This window comes from Sphingopyxis sp. 113P3, from assembly GCF_001278035.1.
GTDB lineage: Bacteria > Pseudomonadota > Alphaproteobacteria > Sphingomonadales > Sphingomonadaceae > Sphingopyxis.
Genome location: NZ_CP009452.1, coordinates 1,830,549 through 1,846,984, shown reverse-complemented (window position 1 = coordinate 1,846,984; position 16,436 = coordinate 1,830,549). Strand labels below are relative to the sequence as shown.

Here is a 16,436-nt window from a genome sequence, read left to right as displayed (position 1 = left end):
CGCCCCTTTCTCAGCTCGTCCTACCGCAGCCCGTCCGCGGCGCCAGATATACTATGAATGTCCTATCCAGACACTCCAACTTAGACATCCAGGGAGCGCTCGTCATTCCGCGGCGCTACAACTTCTGAACCAACTAATATGTTCCGCATCGCCTGGTTGATAACTTCCACATCAAATTTTGACCGAACCCGGTCAAGACTAGCCTCTCCATGCTGAGCAGCGAGGGAAGGCTCGTTCAGATATCGGCGCATCGCCGCCGCGAGCGCGACAGCCGACCGGACAGGGACCAGCATGCCATTCAAGCCATCAATTACCGTTTCGCGGCAGCCGGGAACATCCGTGGTGATAACCGCGAGACCTGTCGCCATCGCTTCTTGCGTACTGCGCGGCAGGCCTTCGCGGTAAGATGGCAGAACGAAAACGTCCGCACCCTGCAAATAGGGGCGGACATCGTCCACCTTGTCGACCCAGTGCACGATCCCTTCGTCATGCCACTGTCGCACTTCGAATTCCTGAAGTGATCCGGGATTACCATCGATGCCGCCGACCAGGATCACATTCAGGTCCAACCCGTCGTCGCGAAGGGCACGTGTGGCTTCGACCAATTCGAGCACCCCTTTCTCACGCAGCAATCGCCCCGTCCAAACAAACGTGACAGGCCGCCCGCCTCGTCGAGGAAGAGCGGGGCGAAAGTGATTTAGATTTACTCCGCTGCCGTGCACGAGCGCCACCCGCTCAGGCGGCACCACCCCGCCATCGAGCATGAGCGAAAGATCATCGCGATTTTGAAAGATCACTTTGTCGGCGCAGCGAAACGCCACCGCATATAAAGCTTTCACCGCGCAGCGGAGCAATCGCGCTTTGAGGGAGGGGTGCTGCTCGGCATTGATAAAGACAAATCCCAAACCTGCCACCATCGCGACGCGACGGGGCACTCGCGCCAGCCAAGCCGCGATCGTCCCGTAGATCACCGGCTTCATGAAATAGCCAAAGAAGATACGCGGCCGGTGCGTGCGAAAGAAACGGTAGAGGGACCAAATCGTTCTCAAATCGCGCAGTATGTTCAGCCCGTTGCGCTCAAGAGGGATATCAACGGGCGTGGCGCCTAGCGCCTCTACCCGGCCCTTCTTGACCGAATCAAAATCAGGGGCCAGCGCGTATACAGGATGACCGCGCTCAACCAATGACCGGATCAGGTCGCCCCGAAAATTGTAGAGCGATTCTGCGTAGCTGGATAGCACAGCAATCGGAGTGTTGCCGGGATCATCGATATGCTGTGACACGCCTAATATCCGAAGTGATTGCAGGGGAAGCGATGCGCCGTACCGGGGTCAAGGGCCGATTTCAACGGCAGGCCATGCCAGGCAGCTATCGAACAGTCGCACGAGACTGCCACGTCACCTCATTGCAGATTGCTTTCGCAAAACAAATATCGCATCGTTAAGCCATGGCCACGCAACCCAAATTTTTCCAATTAGAACTCAACGAGATCAACTTCGACTTTATTCGACGCTATTGCGAGCGTGGAAAGCTGCCGACCCTGAACAAGCTGATAAGCAGCCATGGCATTACCGAGACCGTATCGGAATCCCGATATGAACACCTGGAACCATGGATCCAGTGGGTTACCGCGCACACGGGCCTGCCATTTGAGGAGCATGGGGTTTTCCGGCTGGGTGACATCGTAAATCGCGATTTAAATCAGGTTTGGGAGTGGCTCGAAGGCGAGGGTTTGCGCGTTGCAGCTGTCAGCCCCATGAATGCAAGCAACAAGACACGCGAGGCGGCCTTCTTTATCCCCGACCCATGGACCGAAACAGAGGTGACCGGGAGCTGGTTACTCGAGCGCGTGGCGTCTGCCGCAGGTGAAGCAGTCAATGAAAATGCCGGTGCAAAGCTCGGTGCCGGCACCGTATTTTCGCTAATTCTCGCTGTCGCACGTTATTGCGGCCCGCGCGTTCAAGCGCGTCTCGCAAGCTATGCTCTTAATGCCTTGCGGGGGAGAAAGTGGGCGCTGGCGCTCGTTCTGGATGAATTGCTGACCGCGATCACGCTTTCCGAAACGAAGGCCACGCGGCCTGACTATGTGACGCTATTCTTGAACGGTGGTGCTCATATTCAGCACCACTACATGTTCAATGCGGAGGTTTATGAAGGACCGCACCGCAACCCCGATTGGTTGCTGTCACCCCAAGACGATCCCCTTCTTGCGGTCTATAGCCAGTACGACCGATTTGTAGCGCAGATACTGAAAGCTCTCCCCGATTATCGGTTGGTCATTGCGACGGGACTACATCAGAATCCTTATCCCGAAGAATGTTATTACTGGCGCCTTGCGGACCACGGGAAGTTTCTTTCCCGCATCGGATGTGAAAATTTCACCGTTCAACCCCGCATGTCGCGCGATTTTCTGGTCGAAGCGGGGTCGGCTGATAATGCCGTAGTGATCCAGAGGCGACTTGAGATGGCGGTGGGTGATGACGGCCTCCGACTGTTCGATGTCGATAATCGGGGCGACAGCCTGTTCGTGATGCTCACCTATCCCAAGGACATACCAATCGGCTTTGGTTTTGCGGTCGGGAACGAACATTTCCCAGACCTTCGCCGCATGGTGAATTTCGTCGCGATCAAGAACGGCGAGCACGACGGCATCGGATATCTGATAGACACTGCCGAAACGGCGGACAGTGCTAATGGAAGGCGTGTCCTACTGAGCACTTTACCGGACCTGGTCGCTGACCATTTCCGCCTTCAGTGGCCGCGAACAAAAGCTACCATAAGCGCCATTGCCTAGGATGGCGCCACGCTACATCTCGTTCTCAAAAGCGGATAGCAGGCGACGAAAATGCAATTGAACGCGATACCAGCTGCATTTGAATGCGGATCGTTACAGCAATTCCATTTCCAGCTGCCCAGAAAAAAATGGTGAGCCCCTTTGAGGTGGTCCCGCCTATTTGGACAGGTTTGCGGCTAAGTTAAGCTAATCCCGGTTGTCGTTCATGCCGCCTGTTTGATCATCAGATCATGGGGGGCATGCCCCCCATGATCTGATTGCCCTATCCGCCGATAGGCCTCTGCCGGGGTTCTCCCGGCAAGGCCCGAGTGTGGACGCTGGGTGTTGTAATAGGTGATCCACCGGCCAAGACCAGCCCGCAACTCGGAGCCGGTCTCGAAGGCGTGCAGATACACGCATTCGTATTTCAGCGATCGCCAGAGGCGCTCGATGAAGACATTGTCCATCCACCGGCCCCGACCATCCATGCTGATGCGGACCTCGGCCTCGCGCAACACGCTGGTGAAGGCGAAGCTGGTAAACTGGCTGCCCTGATCAGTATTGAAGATCTCGGGTTTGCCGAAGCGCGTCAGCGCTTCCTCCAATGCCGCGACGCAGAAGCTTGCGTCCATGGTGTTCGACAGGCGCCAGGCCAGCACCTTCCTGGTTGCCCAGTCCATGATCGCCACCAGGTAGAGGAAGCCTCGCCGCATCGGGATGTATGTCACGTCGGCGCACCAGACGTGGTTCGGCCGCTCGATCGCCAGCTTGCGCAGCAGATAAGGATAGACCCGATGCTGCGGATGCCGATCGCTCGTACGCGGCCGCTGGTAGATCGGCGACAGACCCATCTTCGCCATCAGCCGCCGCACCCGTCGTCGCCCAACGTCATGACCATTGCGGCGCAGATGCCGGACCATCTGCCGGCTGCCGTACCACGGCATGTCGAGGAACGCCGCGTCGATCACCCGCATCAGCGCCAACGTCTCCTCGGTCTCCGGCACTGGCGCGTAATAGTAGCTCGACCGGCTGATCGACAGCAGCCGGCATTGCGCCGCAATCGACAGGCGATGGTGAGCAGGCTCGATCATCGATCGCCTCCATGCCACGCTCATCGACCGGAGGCTTTCGCTAAAAAGATCCTATGAGGGCAGCGTTGGACCAGCCGGTATCCTGTCGCTGTCGTCATCGAGGAGATTGGCTATGACAATTGGGAAGGAACAAAGCGAACGGCAGCAAACACTCTACGCGGCGATTGAGCTCAGCAAGAAGAGCTGGGTCCTATCTGTCGCGCACCCAGATCGCACGAAGCCGAGCATTTATCGCTTGGCGGGCGGCGACTTTGAAGCCTTGGTCGCGCGATTGCGCGCAGCGGCCGGCGCTGTAGTCAGGATCGTGGTCTGCTATGAGGCAGGGTACGATGGCTTTTGGCTCGCGCGGCGGTTGGGCGGCGCGGGTATTGAATGTCGAGTGCTGGATCCAGCGAGCCTTCAGGTGAACCGCCGAGCCCGGCGCGTGAAGACGGATCGGATCGACGCGTTGATGCTGCTCAGGGCAGTGATTGCGATTGACCGAGGAGACCATCACGTTTGTGCGGTCGTACGAGTACCAACCATAGAGGAAGAAGATGCTCGCCGCTCTCACCGCGAACGTCAGCGCCTGGTGCGCGAACGAACGGGCCATATCAATCGAATCAAAGGACTGCTTTTCGGCCAAGGAATACGGGGCATCGAACCGAAGCTTCGCCTCACCCGCATCGACTTCGCGGCTCTTGTTACCGCCGAAGGCCATTCTTTGCCCGATCGCCTGCGGCGGGAACTGGAGCGTGAGTACGCCCGCCTCGCCGTCGTTGAAGATCAAATCCGATCCGTCGAGAAAGAGCGAGATTTGGCGGACGCGCAAGACCCGAGCGTCGAAAAGAAGCGCCAGATGCTGATGTTGATACCAGGGATTGGCGGCACGACAGCCGCGGTCATGGCGCGGGAAATTTTTGCTAGGTCGTTCAATAGCCGATCACATCTGGGATCATATCTCGGGTTGACGCCAAGTGCGTTCGACAGTGGCTCATCGACGCGATGCCAAGGTATTTCCAAAGCCGGCAACAGCTGGGCGAGGCGCATCCTTATCGAGATCGCATGGATTTGGCAGAGCCGACATCCGGAAAGTCCGCTGTCAAGGTGGTATAAAGCGCGAACGAAGGCGCAGTCGCCAAGAATCCGGCGCATTATGCTGGTGGCCATGGCACGAAAGTTGGCCATCACCCTCTGGCGATACGTGGAGACTGGCACCGTGCCGGAGGGCGTCGAACTGGACGCCAAAGCCTTCGCCTGACGGCGGAACTGAACAGTTTCAGACCCTGGCCAGGGTCTGAAAGCGGGGTGACGGAATTCGAGAGCGCGATTGGTGCGGAAGGCACCGGTAAAAAGTATGAAGCCGTCCCCTCGATCGTCTGTGCTGTGCATGCAGGATTGTGGCAAGCCGTCACGGAGCTGCCGGATATAAGTTGATGCGCCAGGCGCACGGCTGCACGATGATGATCGACCCCGCAGAATTCTATCTCATGCGCAAAGCAGTCCCAACGGGACGGCTACCGACGAATTGCGCCCTCCTTGACAAAACGGCCCTCATATAAATCCCGCTCGACCAGCAACTGCCCGATCTTCGCATGCAGCTTGTCTACCTCGGCCTCGCTCGCTGCCCTGGCCGCTTCACCTGCACCGGAAAATGTGCCCGTCATCCCCGCGATGGCCTGCCGCTTCCACGACGCAATCATCGTGTGGTGAACGCCATGCTTTGCGGCCAGCTCCGCCAGCGTCAGATCGCCCCGGATCGCTTCCAGTGCCACCTTCGCCTTGAAATCCGCGCTGTAGCGCTTCCTCGTCGTCTTCATTCCCGTACCATTCCTTCAGGTCGGGAATAGCTTAACACCCTGTCCGGAAAACCGGCACCACCTCAGCCCGCTCTTCCTGAACTGATGGCGCCAGGTATAAATCTGGCTCCGCGACACATCGTAGCGCCGGGCAACGCGCGCGAGCGTCTCGCCGCGCGCTTCCACCGCCGCCAGAATCTCCAGCTTCTCCGCTTCACTCCATCGCCGCCGCCGTTCCCGGCCCAGAATCTCCACCGTCCGTCCCTCGCTCTCGAACAGGACGTCCATAACGACGTCCTTATGGACGTCACTTACCCACTCACATCAATCCTCGGCAGGCGGCCTCAATCGGTCGGTTACGAAGGTTCATGCCTGATCTATCGTTTGAGCGTTCAGGGGAGGTCGATTGCCTCGCTAGCCATATCCTCACTCTCAATTTTCGTCCGGCTGGAAAATCGGGTCGATAAACGTAGCGTGATCGCTTACGAAGCTGGCCGCCAAGTGCTCGCGATCCTTATAGGCAGGCCGACCGTCTCCATAAGTAACGCGGCAAACGTCCTTCCGACATAGAGTATAGAACGGGTCAATAACGATGGCGCCCTGCCGCGCAGCGATAGCACGCAACAATGCGTTCAAGTCCGATAGTCGGCGACGCTGCCTCGTCGCATCGCGAAATTCTGCAGGTCGATATCGCAATTGACCAAGGCGTGACCCACTCAACAAATCGCTCGGCCCGAAGCCTTCGCCGCTGGGAATATTTAGTATTACAAACTTCTTCTTGCTGGCCGGAATGGAGGCGAGCCATGCTTCGAACGATTGCGCAGCAGAGGGGTCATCAAGCATGACTTCCATTGCAGTCCACTGTTGAGCAATGACAACGGATTGCACCTCACGGGATTGAGCTAGGCGCTGAATTTCGCTCAGCTTATTCACACAGTCTCGCTTCTCGCGTGCGAGTTTGGGCGAGGCAAAGGGACAAGCGCCCTTGGTAGCAAAAATCACGCCGGGAACGCGCGGATCCCCTGCAATAAGCCGGCTGGCCCGTGGCGCGTATTGCTCGGCATTTGAATCTCCGACAAACAGCACGGAATGTCCGGGCAGCCCAGCCTTGCGATAGAAATAATAATCAGAAAAGCGCGTCTCTACGGCCATATCTTTCGAAGGGTAATCCCAGTCATCAACCGCCTCCACGACCTTTTCCAGCTCGGGCATCGCCAAGCGATTTGAAATTCGTCCCGACCAGAACAGCAAGCCAATCGCGGCGATTGAGGCCATTACGAACGCAAGGCCGAGGGCTGTCTTTGGTGTGTTATGCTTTCTTACCGGACGCTCCGCCCAGAGGAAAGTCAGCCAAGCCAACGCGCAAGAGATTGCGATCAGACCGAGCCGGTGCCCAGCTGATATGGAATTGCTGAACGTGAGTATTTTCGCCCAAACCAACGTTGTCCAGTGCCACAGATAAAGAGGATAGCTGATTAGCCCGATCCAAACCATCGGCCGTGGAGAAAGAAGGAGCTGATTGATGGACGAACCTGGTCCGGCCGCTATGAGCGCCGCCGTGCCAAGGGTCGGGAGGAGAGCATAATAGCCGGGGAACGGGCTTGATGCGTCGATTAGAAGCAGCGCCGCCAGCATCGCAGCCACGCCTGATATGGCCAGGATATTCGCCTTCAATCGATCAATTTTGAGGCTGCACCTTTGATGCACGAAGGCGAGCACGCCGCCGATTGCCAACTCAAAAAATCGAGAGAGCGGGGAATAGTAGGCCGCTGTCGACGAATAAAACGCGGCATAGCAGCTATAAACTAGGGACCCAGCGATCAGGGCGGCGCAGATCCATAAAAAGCGGGCTCGCAGGGTGAGCGCTAGGATGACCGGCCATAAGATATAAAATTGCTCCTCAATGGCCAGGCTCCAAAGGTGAAGCAGCGGTTTCGACTCCGCAGCACCATCAAAATAGCCAGCCTCGCCCCACAGGACGAAATTTTCTACAAAGCCCGCGCTAGCTGCGACGTGCTTCCCCAAAGTGGAAAACTCGTTCGGTACCAATGCATACCAGGCGAGTGCCAAATTCAGGGACAGAATGACGATCAGGGCGGGGAATATCCGGTTGATACGCCGAGTGTAGAAACTACCGTACCGCCAACTCCCATCCTCCAATTTATCCATAATAATGGAGGAAATGAGATAGCCGGATATAACAAAGAAAATGTCTACCCCGACAAATCCGGCCCTGACATGATTAGGAAAGAAATGGTACCCAATAACGAGCCCAACAGCAATCGCACGCAGCCCATCTATATCTTTTCTATATTCCGCGGCCACGACAACTACCTTGCAAAATTTAGAATGACCGCGAGGTAATTAAAAACTCCAATAGTAAATACTATAAAAGAAATATAATATATGTCGTAATCCTTGAGCTTACTGCACCGAACGAAAGAACAGTGCAGTATAGGAAGATATAGCCATGCAATAAAGGCAAAGCGGCTCGGCAAAGAGCCGTGAGCAAAGGCAAAAAATGGCATAATCAGGACGTAGTAAATCTTCAGAGATACCCTGAAATCTTCAATATACTCCCTACGTATGAAACGCTGCAGGCAGAAGTAGAATATACCCCAAAATGTGCTGTAAAGAAAGAATCCGACATAGAAGCCAAAAAAACCACCAACTTCTGGCGCGTACTCCTGGATATCATCATAATATGATAAAGATAAGACTCCTGAAATGAACTTGAATATAAAGTTAGATATTCCCGTTACGTAGGCGACTGACATCAGCACAAACAATATAAATACGAACCGAAATGGTATCATCATCAGCACAAAAAACGGAAATATCATAAGAGCAGAAAAATGAAGCGCAGTTGCGACCGCTCCACAAATAGCCGACTTTAAGAAATTCTTTTCATGGAAGAGAATTAAAGATAAATATGAAAATGGCAAAGACAAGCCATGCCTGATCGTGTTCAGGGTGGCATTTTCATACCAGCTTGAAATAAATAGAAATCCAGACAACATGAACAATGTTGCCACATCTACAGATGGTATGACCTTCTTTGAAAATAAAAATATAGATATATTAAATATCAAAAATAGTATAGAGAAATATATTCTGTAATCATCTGTAAAAAAATGAATAAGCTCCGAAAGATAGTAAAACCCTACATCGTATTCCTTCAAGACGAATCTTGAATACATGGAAGAAAAGTTGTAGCTATAAGCCATCGTGTCCGTTCCCACGGACAAATCTCTATTTCCTACGAATATAGATACGACGATGAATAATATCGCTACCGCGAAGAATCCTAGCCGGCGATGGGCAAAGTTCATTATATATCCTCGCTCAAACGTACCGGGGCTGCTTTATGCCGGTATCTTCTTAACAGCCGTAGAATGGCCTCAGGGAAGACGGATATCGCGGCAAGCGGAAAAGAGATATCTGGCGATCGTGCGCAGGACAACGACCTATACGCTGCCAATGACGTCGGATCTCCTTGAGCCCGGCACGCCGCGGCATTAAAAAGTATGCTCCGGCGCAGCAACCGTCGCGCGTGCTTGGATTCCTCCGGGCCTAGTTTACCAGCCCCCAGCTCCTTTCCAAGCCACCGGATATAATAGGGTATCTCACCATTCCTATTCAGCACACTGCGGTTTTCGGCGTCCTGATTCAAATAGGTGCATAACGCACTACTATACGCAATACCCCCCGCAAGGGCCGCCCGGATCCAGACATACACGTCCTCGCCCTTGGTAATTCCTACCGGGAATCCGCCTATTTTTGCAAAAAGCAGCCGGGGAATGCACACCGTGGAGCTATGAACGAGCGCAAAACTTTTCGCATATTCTTCGAGAAATTCAGGACCGTCTGCGATGAAAGGCTCCGTGTCCGGCTGCTTTTTGTAATGATGGGTGCCGTTTCGGATCAACGCATGGGCGCAGCTGTAGATAGCGCGCCCAGGATAGGATTCGATCAGGGCATCGAGCTTTTCGAGATGATCGGGGGTCCACATGTCGTCGGCATCCAGTAAGGCGATATAATCACCTCTCGCTCCATCAATGCCGCGGTTGCGGGCGGATGACACGCCTGCATTTGCCTGTTCGATCACCCGCACCCGAGCCGATGCGAAGGCGCGCGCGATCTCGACGCCGCCATCCGTCGATCCATCGTCGACGACAATTACCTCGAAATCGGCAAAGCTCTGCGCCAGCACACGATCAAGCGTATCCGCTATATGGGAACCCTTGTTGTAAAGCGGGATGACCACGGAGAACCGACAGGACATGAGATTCTGATACGCTTTCGTCTATTGCCGTTCCGCGACCGATAGCATGGCGTCCTGCACCTTGCCCCGCCATTCCGGCAGGAGGGTGTGCAGCCGATCGCGAATTTCCGTCTCCTTGTCCAATAGATAATCGAGCTTACCGAGCAGGCTCTCAGTCGTCAGCGACGGCGTTTTAAGCACAACGGGCCTGTCACCCAAGAGGTCTTGGTTGATACCGATCGACTTGACGCTGTACGAAATCGAAATGGTTGGAACTCCGCTTGATAATGCGGCGATCGTGGCATGAGTTCGCGCACCAATGAAAAAGCGGAGTCGCGAAACGACGTCCTTGATCTGGGCGGCGTTAAGTGATGGCATCAGGGTAACGCGGGCTCCGAGATCCTGCACATCCTCCAGCATCCGCGCCATATAAATGCTGTCATTATTCTTGGGGTCCCCCTCCTTGGGGATGACATGCGGAACAAGAAGGATCGCAAACCCTCTGGCAACGGCCGCTCTGATGAAGCCGATCGCTTCCTCGCGCAAATTCTGCTGTTCGCTCTTATACCGTTCGATGAGTGGCGAGATGTTGAACCCGATCACCCCCATGTCGGCCTCCTCTGGCCAGAAGGCAGCGCTGTCGGTGGGAGATTTCGTCAAGGTGAACGCGGGGTCAGCCATCATTCCAACGTTTTTGAGCCCTAGCGTTTCGGTGAGATAGCGATACGAAAGGCTCTCCCGCACGCCGATCCACTTCATCTGTGACAGGTGATCGCGAATGGCCGGCACGAAAGCTGGTTCGCGCTCGAATGGACCTACCGATGCGCCCCACAGACAGACCGGCTTACCCATGTCCATCGCAAGGCGGTCAATTCCCATATAAAGTGAGGGCAAAAGGTAATCGAGCGAGTAATTGTCCCCCCCCACCGCGATGACCGCGTCCGCACTCGCCATATCGGCCTTTAACCAGCTCGGAAGCGGAAACGGCCAACCCGCGCGCTGGATCAAGCCCACCGGAGCCTTTTGCACCCGCGCCCACAGCTTCGAATGGAAGGGGCGATATGCCTTGACAAACCGCACGCCCGATTGGGCGGCCTCGCTCCATTGTCGACGGTCGCGCTCGGCGTCATCGGAGGGGACGAGCACCTCGCACCCTTCGAACCGCTCACGCAGCAAGGCAACCGTGCTCCGGACGATCGCTTCACAACCGCGGTTTCCAAACGTCCGCTGACCGCTCAAGTAAAAGCGCCTCATTTTTTGTACCTGACTTTAAAATATTTGACGAATTGCAAGAGTATCTTCCCGGTTCCGCGGACAAGCCTTCGGTTCAGGATTGCATAATATACTTCGTATGGAAGCATTTTTAGCATAAAAATCAGATATTTGTTTCCAGATCTGACAGCCTGGAAAGCGCTGTGTGACTTGCTCATCAGGCGCTGACGGTGGCGATATATCGCTCGGCGGCGCGCATCGACTTTGAAGCTATCCGGACGAATACGCTTCTTTGGGGTCCAGGTCCCAGCGCGCTGCGCATCCGCCAAGCGAACTGCCAGCCCTTCTTGCCGATGGCGATAGTTTCCCGCCTGGGATTCATATATCTTGCCGACATCGACGTCATCCAGTGCCAGCACACCGCTGGCGCGGCCATCGTTCAGGATCGCGTCGATGACCGCGTTTCGGGTGATCATCACACTGGTCCCGAGCGAATCCGATACATATTCGGGAAGCCAGGCGTCGCCGCAGGAAAAATCAGCCACTTCCCCAGCAATATCATCGCACCAATCACAAGGTGGGGCTTTGAAGTATCCCAATCCCCAATCCATGCCGTGCAGATCCTTGGTCGGCACGGGTGGACGGCTCTGGAGCGCACCGTCCTCGTCGATAAAGTGGACCTGATTGCTGTAGCGATTGGCCGGCGCGGCGCGGTTCTTCACGCGAAAATCGACATATTTCAATGCAGCGGGTGTTACGCCTTGCTGCAACGCGATCATTTCCGAAAAAGATCTACTCTTCATGTGCCCGCAGAAGATCGCGATGCAATATTTCACGACATCCCGGACACGCGCATTCTCCGCGGCCAATAGCCGCACCGCTTTAACGAAACAGGGCACACCTACGAACGCATAGGATTTGCCGCTATCCAAGACGGTGGAGAGCGCCTCGTTGAAATGCACCGGGTAGTATCTGGATTTCGCGTTGCCTACGATGTCATCGGCGGTCTCCGACACTCGATATTCATATCCCGATCCCGCGCTTCGTCCGACATGAACAACGCCGTCGATTTCGCCGCGCTCCAGCAGTTGGAGGAGAATCCAAGTTACCATCCCCCCCGAACTGGATTTCTCCCGAAACGCTTCGTCGCGGACCCCGCCCGCATAGGTTCCGATATGCCGGCCGATGCGAGCGTCGTTCGCAAGGTCCGCCGAATAAAGCTCACGCGACAGATCGTCTTCGGTCTTGCGGGCTGCAAAGGGGCAAACCGCATCGGAGTCGGCGGTTCGCGGCAACTGGGCGCGCGGAAGGCCGAGCGGCGAAACCTCTATCGCAATCGCCGGATCCTGGACCGCGCAGGCACCGCATCCGATGCAATAGCCATTCTCGACCACTCGTTGAATATCAGACATTCTTCTTACCTAGTTTCCGAAAATACGGATCGCTTCGAAACCATGACATACAGGCAAAGAAGAACCGCCTCACTCGCCAGCGTCGCAGCCGCCGAACCGTATATGTCGTACCTGGGGATCAGGAGCAAATTTCCGACAATGTTGACGACTGCGACAATTCCCATCAACTTTACCTTGGTTTTCATATGATTGGATGTCGTCAACGTGGATCCAACGGCCGTCGAGACAAAGCGCATCGGAATTGCCAAGGCCAATATGCGGAGGACCGCCGCCGCCTCGGCATATTGGGCGCCGAACAGGAACGTGACCGCCCAAGGGGCCAGTAACCAAACCGCCGCCATGGCCCCAAGGCCAATCCCGAGCATCGCGACGCTGCCAATCTTATAGACCCGGACGAACTGCTCCCTATCGTGGCTTGCCCACCGGTGAATTTTTGGGAGCAGGAATTTCTGATACAGCACGCTCGGCAGCAGATATACCGCGCCCATGACCACGAACGCGACATTGTAGAGACCTGCGGCCTGATCTCCCTGAAGATATTTGAGAAGAACGATGTCGATCTGAAAATAGATCAAATAGAAGACGCCAGCGACCCCGAACGGCCACGCTTCCGCCATAACCTGCATTGCGGTGGGCGCCGGCCGCCATCCGGCAGTATCGGGCTTTGGACCATGACCGTGGAGTTGAAGACGCCCTTGGCGCATCTGCCATAGGTAGCGGACGCCCAGCCCCGATACGGCAGCGGCAGTCATTGCGTAGACGATGACGACATCCTGTAATCGAAGTCCCCGTGCCACAGCCAGGGCGAGCGTCGCAACGAGGGTCAGCCGGACCATGTGCGGAAAAAATTGCCAAAGTGCGAGCGCCCTGTAGCGCGCCTCGAGCTGCAGCTTCGAGCTTACAAGCTCTACCGCGACAAACCCGACCAAGTGGAAAGACAATATACCGAGTAACCAGCGTGTCGCGTCATCATGCGGCCCTAGGAAAGCCCAGAGCATCAAACCGGCCATCACCGCGATCGTCGTGCCTGCGGCATAGCGCAGTGAAGCTCTGAGCCAGCGCTCGGCCTCCCAGCCCTCTTCCCCGAAGGCGCGGAGCCAAAAACCGCCCAGGCCAAAACTAGCCAAGGGCGCGACCAGCGTTACACTGTTGAGCGCAGCTGCGAAGGCGCCAAAGCCCGCCGGGTTCAGATTACGCGCCAGCAATATCTGGGTTAGAAATGCACATCCCGATCCGGCGAGCGAACCTAACCATAGCATCGATATCGCGCTGACCATATGAAAGCGAGGCCTTGCCAGTCGATCAAAGGCAGCAAGCATGAAAGAACCTTCATTGGACGCCTCCGGCGCGCCGTGATCGTTTCGACGGGAAGCGGCTCCCGATCGCAACGCCCGTCACAGTCGAAGATCGCTCTCCTCAGGCGCAAGCACGCCCTTGATATCCACGAAAACACCCCCGCTTCGAGTCCAGGCCCTCAGGCGCGCCGCGCCGCCATCGACAAATTCGCGATGCGGGACCGTCAGTACCACCGCATCATAAAACCCTGGTGCAGGATCGGTGAGCGACAGTCCATATTCTCTCTCCGCTTCGGCAGCGTCGACCCAAGGATCGTGAATATCGACCTCAATGCCATAATCCCTGAGTTCGTCGATCACGTCTACCACCCGGGTGTTCCGGAGATCAGGGCAATTTTCCTTGAATGCTAATCCCAAGACGAGGACACGGGCACCTTGAACCTGGATACTTCTTTTGATCATCAGGCGTACGAGCTGACCGGCTACATAACTCCCCATTCCATCGTTTACGCGTCGCCCCGCGAGGATCACTTGCGGATGATATCCTACTGCCTGCGCCTTGTGTGTAAGATAGTAGGGGTCCACGCCGATGCAGTGCCCGCCGACCAGACCTGGTGAGAATTTCAGGAAATTCCATTTGGTGCCAGCTGCTGCGAGAACGCTCTGGGTGTCGATCCCGAGCTTATCAAAGATGATTGCGAGTTCGTTCATCAACGCAATATTGAGGTCACGCTGCGTATTTTCGATGACCTTGGCGGCTTCTGCCACCTTGATGCTTTGCGCCTTGAACGTCCCGGCAGTGATGATCGATGCGTAAAGTTCGTCAACGAGCGAGGCTACCTCGGGCGTCGATCCGCTCGTTACCTTCTTAATATTGGGAAGCCGATGCTCCTTGTCCCCTGGATTAATTCGTTCTGGGCTGTAGCCGCAAAAAAAATCTTCGTTGAAGATCAGGCCAGACGCTCGTTCCAGAACCGGGACGCAGTCTTCCTCCGTGGCGCCGGGGTAGACCGTGCTTTCATAAATGACGATGTCGCCGCGCTTTAAAACAGAGCCGACAGTTTCTGAGGCTCGGAGCAGCGGCGTCAGATCCGGCCGCTTGTGAGTGTCAATCGGCGTGGGAACCGTTACGATATAAACGCTCGCAGCAGCCAGTTCATCGATCTTGTCTGTTAAGTGTAGGCAGCTGGCGCTTGCCAGCTCTTCAGGTGACGTCTCGCGGGTCCTATCAATACCGCCACGCAACTCCTCGATGCGGCGACCATCAATGTCGAATCCGATCACTGGCCGCAACCTGCCGAACTCGACAGCCAGCGGCAGCCCGACATAACCAAGCCCGATCACCCCGATCGGCGTCTCCTCGGAAATCATGGGAGAAATCGACATACCACCTACTTTTGATAATATTCGCGGAACCATCCGACGAACCGGGCGATCCCATCTCGAAAATTTGTCTGGGGCTGATACCCTGTCAACTTTTGCAGGAGCGAAGCGTCAGCCCATGTCGCTGGCACATCGCCCATCTGCATCGGCATGTAATTGCGAACCGCCTTGACCCCGAGCTCCTGCTCGATAGCTTCGATGAAATCGAGCAGGCGGACTTTCTCCGAATTGCCGATATTCACCACCCGATAGGGCGCAACCGGCGATAGGCTATCGCCGTCAGCGATGTCGCCGGGTGACGCGGGACGCACTGGCGGCACGTCAATCAAAAGCCGGATGGCGCGCACCAGATCATCGACATAAGTGAAATCTCGGTACATGTCGCCGTGGTTATAAATGTCGATCGGTTTCCCATCGAGAATAGCATCGACGAACTTAAACAGGGCAAGATCCGGTCGGCCCCAAGTCCCGTACACCGTAAAGAAACGGAACATCGTCGTTGGAAGGTTCCAAAGATGAGCGTAGCTGTGAGCCATGCTCTCGTTGGCCTTCTTGGTCGCAGCATAGATGGTCAGTTGGGTGTCAGCCTTTTCAGTTTCCGTGAAAGGCATCACGTCATTTGCACCATATACAGAGGAGGTTGACGCCATAAGCAAATGGGACACCTGCAGCTTTCGCGCCGCCTCCATCACATTGAAAGTGCCCACGATATTGCTGTCGATATAAGCGCGCGGATTTTCCAGACTGTACCGAACCCCGGCCTGCGCCGCGAGATGTACGATCACATTAGGCTGGAAATCTTCGGCAACCCGCCAAAAGTGCTCACCATCCTCAAGCATCGCTTCGGTCGCTGAGAATTGCATATTCTGCAAAAGCGTCTGGTGCCGCCGTCGCTTCAGGTTGACGTCATAATAGTCAGTCATCCCGTCATACCCGCAAACACTGAATCCTTCGGCGAGGAGCAACTTCGCGAGGTGGAATCCGATGAAACCGGCCGTACCGGTTATGAGAACTCTGCGCGCAGGAGAGGAGGAAGAGGGATAGGTCAGGGCTTTGTTCCTTTAGAGTCCGTTCAAATATTGGGGGTCATTAACGAACGTGCTTGAGGTTCAGGCCGTGAAGCTGGGCGTCAACGCCGGATGCACTGTCGGGGACATTCAGATTGATCGAAAACCAATGCCACCGGCAGGTATCGTTCGCGAGTGTTAGGCGGTAAACTCATAAACTG

At 55.6% G+C, this 16,436-nt stretch carries 12 protein-coding genes and 2 pseudogenes; 2 read left to right on the top strand and 12 right to left on the bottom strand.

Annotated elements, in window-relative coordinates; translation table 11 throughout:
- Window positions 1-80: 80 nt before the first annotated feature.
- Window positions 81-1,283, bottom strand: a complete 1,203-nt coding sequence (locus LH20_RS08940) for a glycosyltransferase family 4 protein (protein WP_053553900.1) — start codon at window positions 1,281-1,283, stop codon at window positions 81-83.
- Window positions 1,284-1,447: 164 nt separating this feature from the next.
- Here LH20_RS08940 and LH20_RS08935 point away from each other — a divergent pair, with 164 nt between their 5' ends.
- Entirely contained in the window at window positions 1,448-2,794 is a 1,347-nt protein-coding gene (locus LH20_RS08935) for an alkaline phosphatase family protein (RefSeq protein WP_053553899.1), read from the top strand.
- A gap of 203 nt (window positions 2,795-2,997) precedes the next feature.
- Here LH20_RS08935 and LH20_RS08930 read toward each other — a convergent pair.
- A pseudogene (locus LH20_RS08930) lies at window positions 2,998-3,915 on the bottom strand (IS3 family transposase); the annotation flags it as partial.
- A 61-nt stretch (window positions 3,916-3,976) separates the two neighbouring features.
- Between LH20_RS08930 and LH20_RS22885 the strand changes: the two are divergent.
- Window positions 3,977-5,104, top strand: coding sequence for an IS110 family transposase (locus tag LH20_RS22885; protein WP_083455361.1), 1,128 nt, complete (start codon window positions 3,977-3,979; stop codon window positions 5,102-5,104).
- A 295-nt stretch (window positions 5,105-5,399) separates the two neighbouring features.
- Here the strand turns inward: LH20_RS22885 and LH20_RS08920 are convergent.
- The 10 genes and pseudogenes from LH20_RS08920 to LH20_RS08875 all read right to left on the bottom strand — a co-directional run.
- Window positions 5,400-5,663: pseudogene (locus LH20_RS08920) on the bottom strand (transposase); the annotation flags it as partial.
- A 15-nt stretch (window positions 5,664-5,678) separates the two neighbouring features.
- Window positions 5,679-5,930, bottom strand: a complete 252-nt coding sequence (locus tag LH20_RS08915) for a transposase (RefSeq protein ID WP_083455360.1) — start codon at window positions 5,928-5,930, stop codon at window positions 5,679-5,681.
- Between the two features lie 144 nt (window positions 5,931-6,074).
- Window positions 6,075-7,967 (bottom strand): acyltransferase family protein, encoded by a 1,893-nt coding sequence (locus tag LH20_RS08910; RefSeq protein WP_053553895.1) that lies wholly within the window; start codon window positions 7,965-7,967, stop codon window positions 6,075-6,077.
- A 5-nt stretch (window positions 7,968-7,972) separates the two neighbouring features.
- Window positions 7,973-8,974: an EpsG family protein gene (locus LH20_RS08905; protein ID WP_053553894.1), complete on the bottom strand. Its 1,002-nt coding sequence runs from the start codon at window positions 8,972-8,974 to the stop codon at window positions 7,973-7,975.
- The gene (locus tag LH20_RS08900) at window positions 8,974-9,909 is read right to left on the bottom strand and encodes a glycosyltransferase family 2 protein (RefSeq protein WP_158501121.1); all 936 of its coding nucleotides are present in this window, start codon (window positions 9,907-9,909) and stop codon (window positions 8,974-8,976) included. The genes LH20_RS08905 and LH20_RS08900 overlap by 1 nt, the downstream gene beginning before the upstream one ends.
- A gap of 39 nt (window positions 9,910-9,948) precedes the next feature.
- Window positions 9,949-11,160 (bottom strand): polysaccharide pyruvyl transferase family protein, encoded by a 1,212-nt coding sequence (locus LH20_RS08895; RefSeq protein WP_053553892.1) that lies wholly within the window; start codon window positions 11,158-11,160, stop codon window positions 9,949-9,951.
- Entirely contained in the window at window positions 11,157-12,530 is a 1,374-nt protein-coding gene (locus LH20_RS08890) for a Coenzyme F420 hydrogenase/dehydrogenase, beta subunit C-terminal domain (RefSeq protein WP_083455359.1), read from the bottom strand. The genes LH20_RS08895 and LH20_RS08890 overlap by 4 nt, the downstream gene beginning before the upstream one ends.
- Before the next feature lie 5 nt (window positions 12,531-12,535).
- Window positions 12,536-13,918, bottom strand: a complete 1,383-nt coding sequence (locus LH20_RS08885; RefSeq protein ID WP_200905454.1) for a flippase — start codon at window positions 13,916-13,918, stop codon at window positions 12,536-12,538.
- 6 nt (window positions 13,919-13,924) lie between these two features.
- Window positions 13,925-15,211, bottom strand: coding sequence for a Vi polysaccharide biosynthesis UDP-N-acetylglucosamine C-6 dehydrogenase TviB (gene tviB, locus LH20_RS08880; RefSeq protein WP_235527165.1), 1,287 nt, complete (start codon window positions 15,209-15,211; stop codon window positions 13,925-13,927).
- A gap of 5 nt (window positions 15,212-15,216) precedes the next feature.
- Window positions 15,217-16,257 (bottom strand): GDP-mannose 4,6-dehydratase, encoded by a 1,041-nt coding sequence (locus tag LH20_RS08875; RefSeq protein WP_053553890.1) that lies wholly within the window; start codon window positions 16,255-16,257, stop codon window positions 15,217-15,219.
- Window positions 16,258-16,436 lie beyond the last annotated feature (179 nt).

Coding starts and splice junctions, on each gene's coding strand:
- LH20_RS08935 (WP_053553899.1), top strand. CDS start 1,448: ATGGCCACGCAACCCAAATTTTTCCAATTAGAACTCAACGAGATCAAC.
- LH20_RS22885 (WP_083455361.1), top strand. CDS start 3,977: ATGACAATTGGGAAGGAACAAAGCGAACGGCAGCAAACACTCTACGCG.
- LH20_RS08915 (WP_083455360.1), bottom strand. CDS start 5,930: ATGGACGTCCTGTTCGAGAGCGAGGGACGGACGGTGGAGATTCTGGGC.
- LH20_RS08905 (WP_053553894.1), bottom strand. CDS start 8,974: ATGAACTTTGCCCATCGCCGGCTAGGATTCTTCGCGGTAGCGATATTA.
- LH20_RS08895 (WP_053553892.1), bottom strand. CDS start 11,160: ATGAGGCGCTTTTACTTGAGCGGTCAGCGGACGTTTGGAAACCGCGGT.
- LH20_RS08890 (WP_083455359.1), bottom strand. CDS start 12,530: ATGTCTGATATTCAACGAGTGGTCGAGAATGGCTATTGCATCGGATGC.
- tviB (WP_235527165.1), bottom strand. CDS start 15,211: ATGTCGATTTCTCCCATGATTTCCGAGGAGACGCCGATCGGGGTGATC.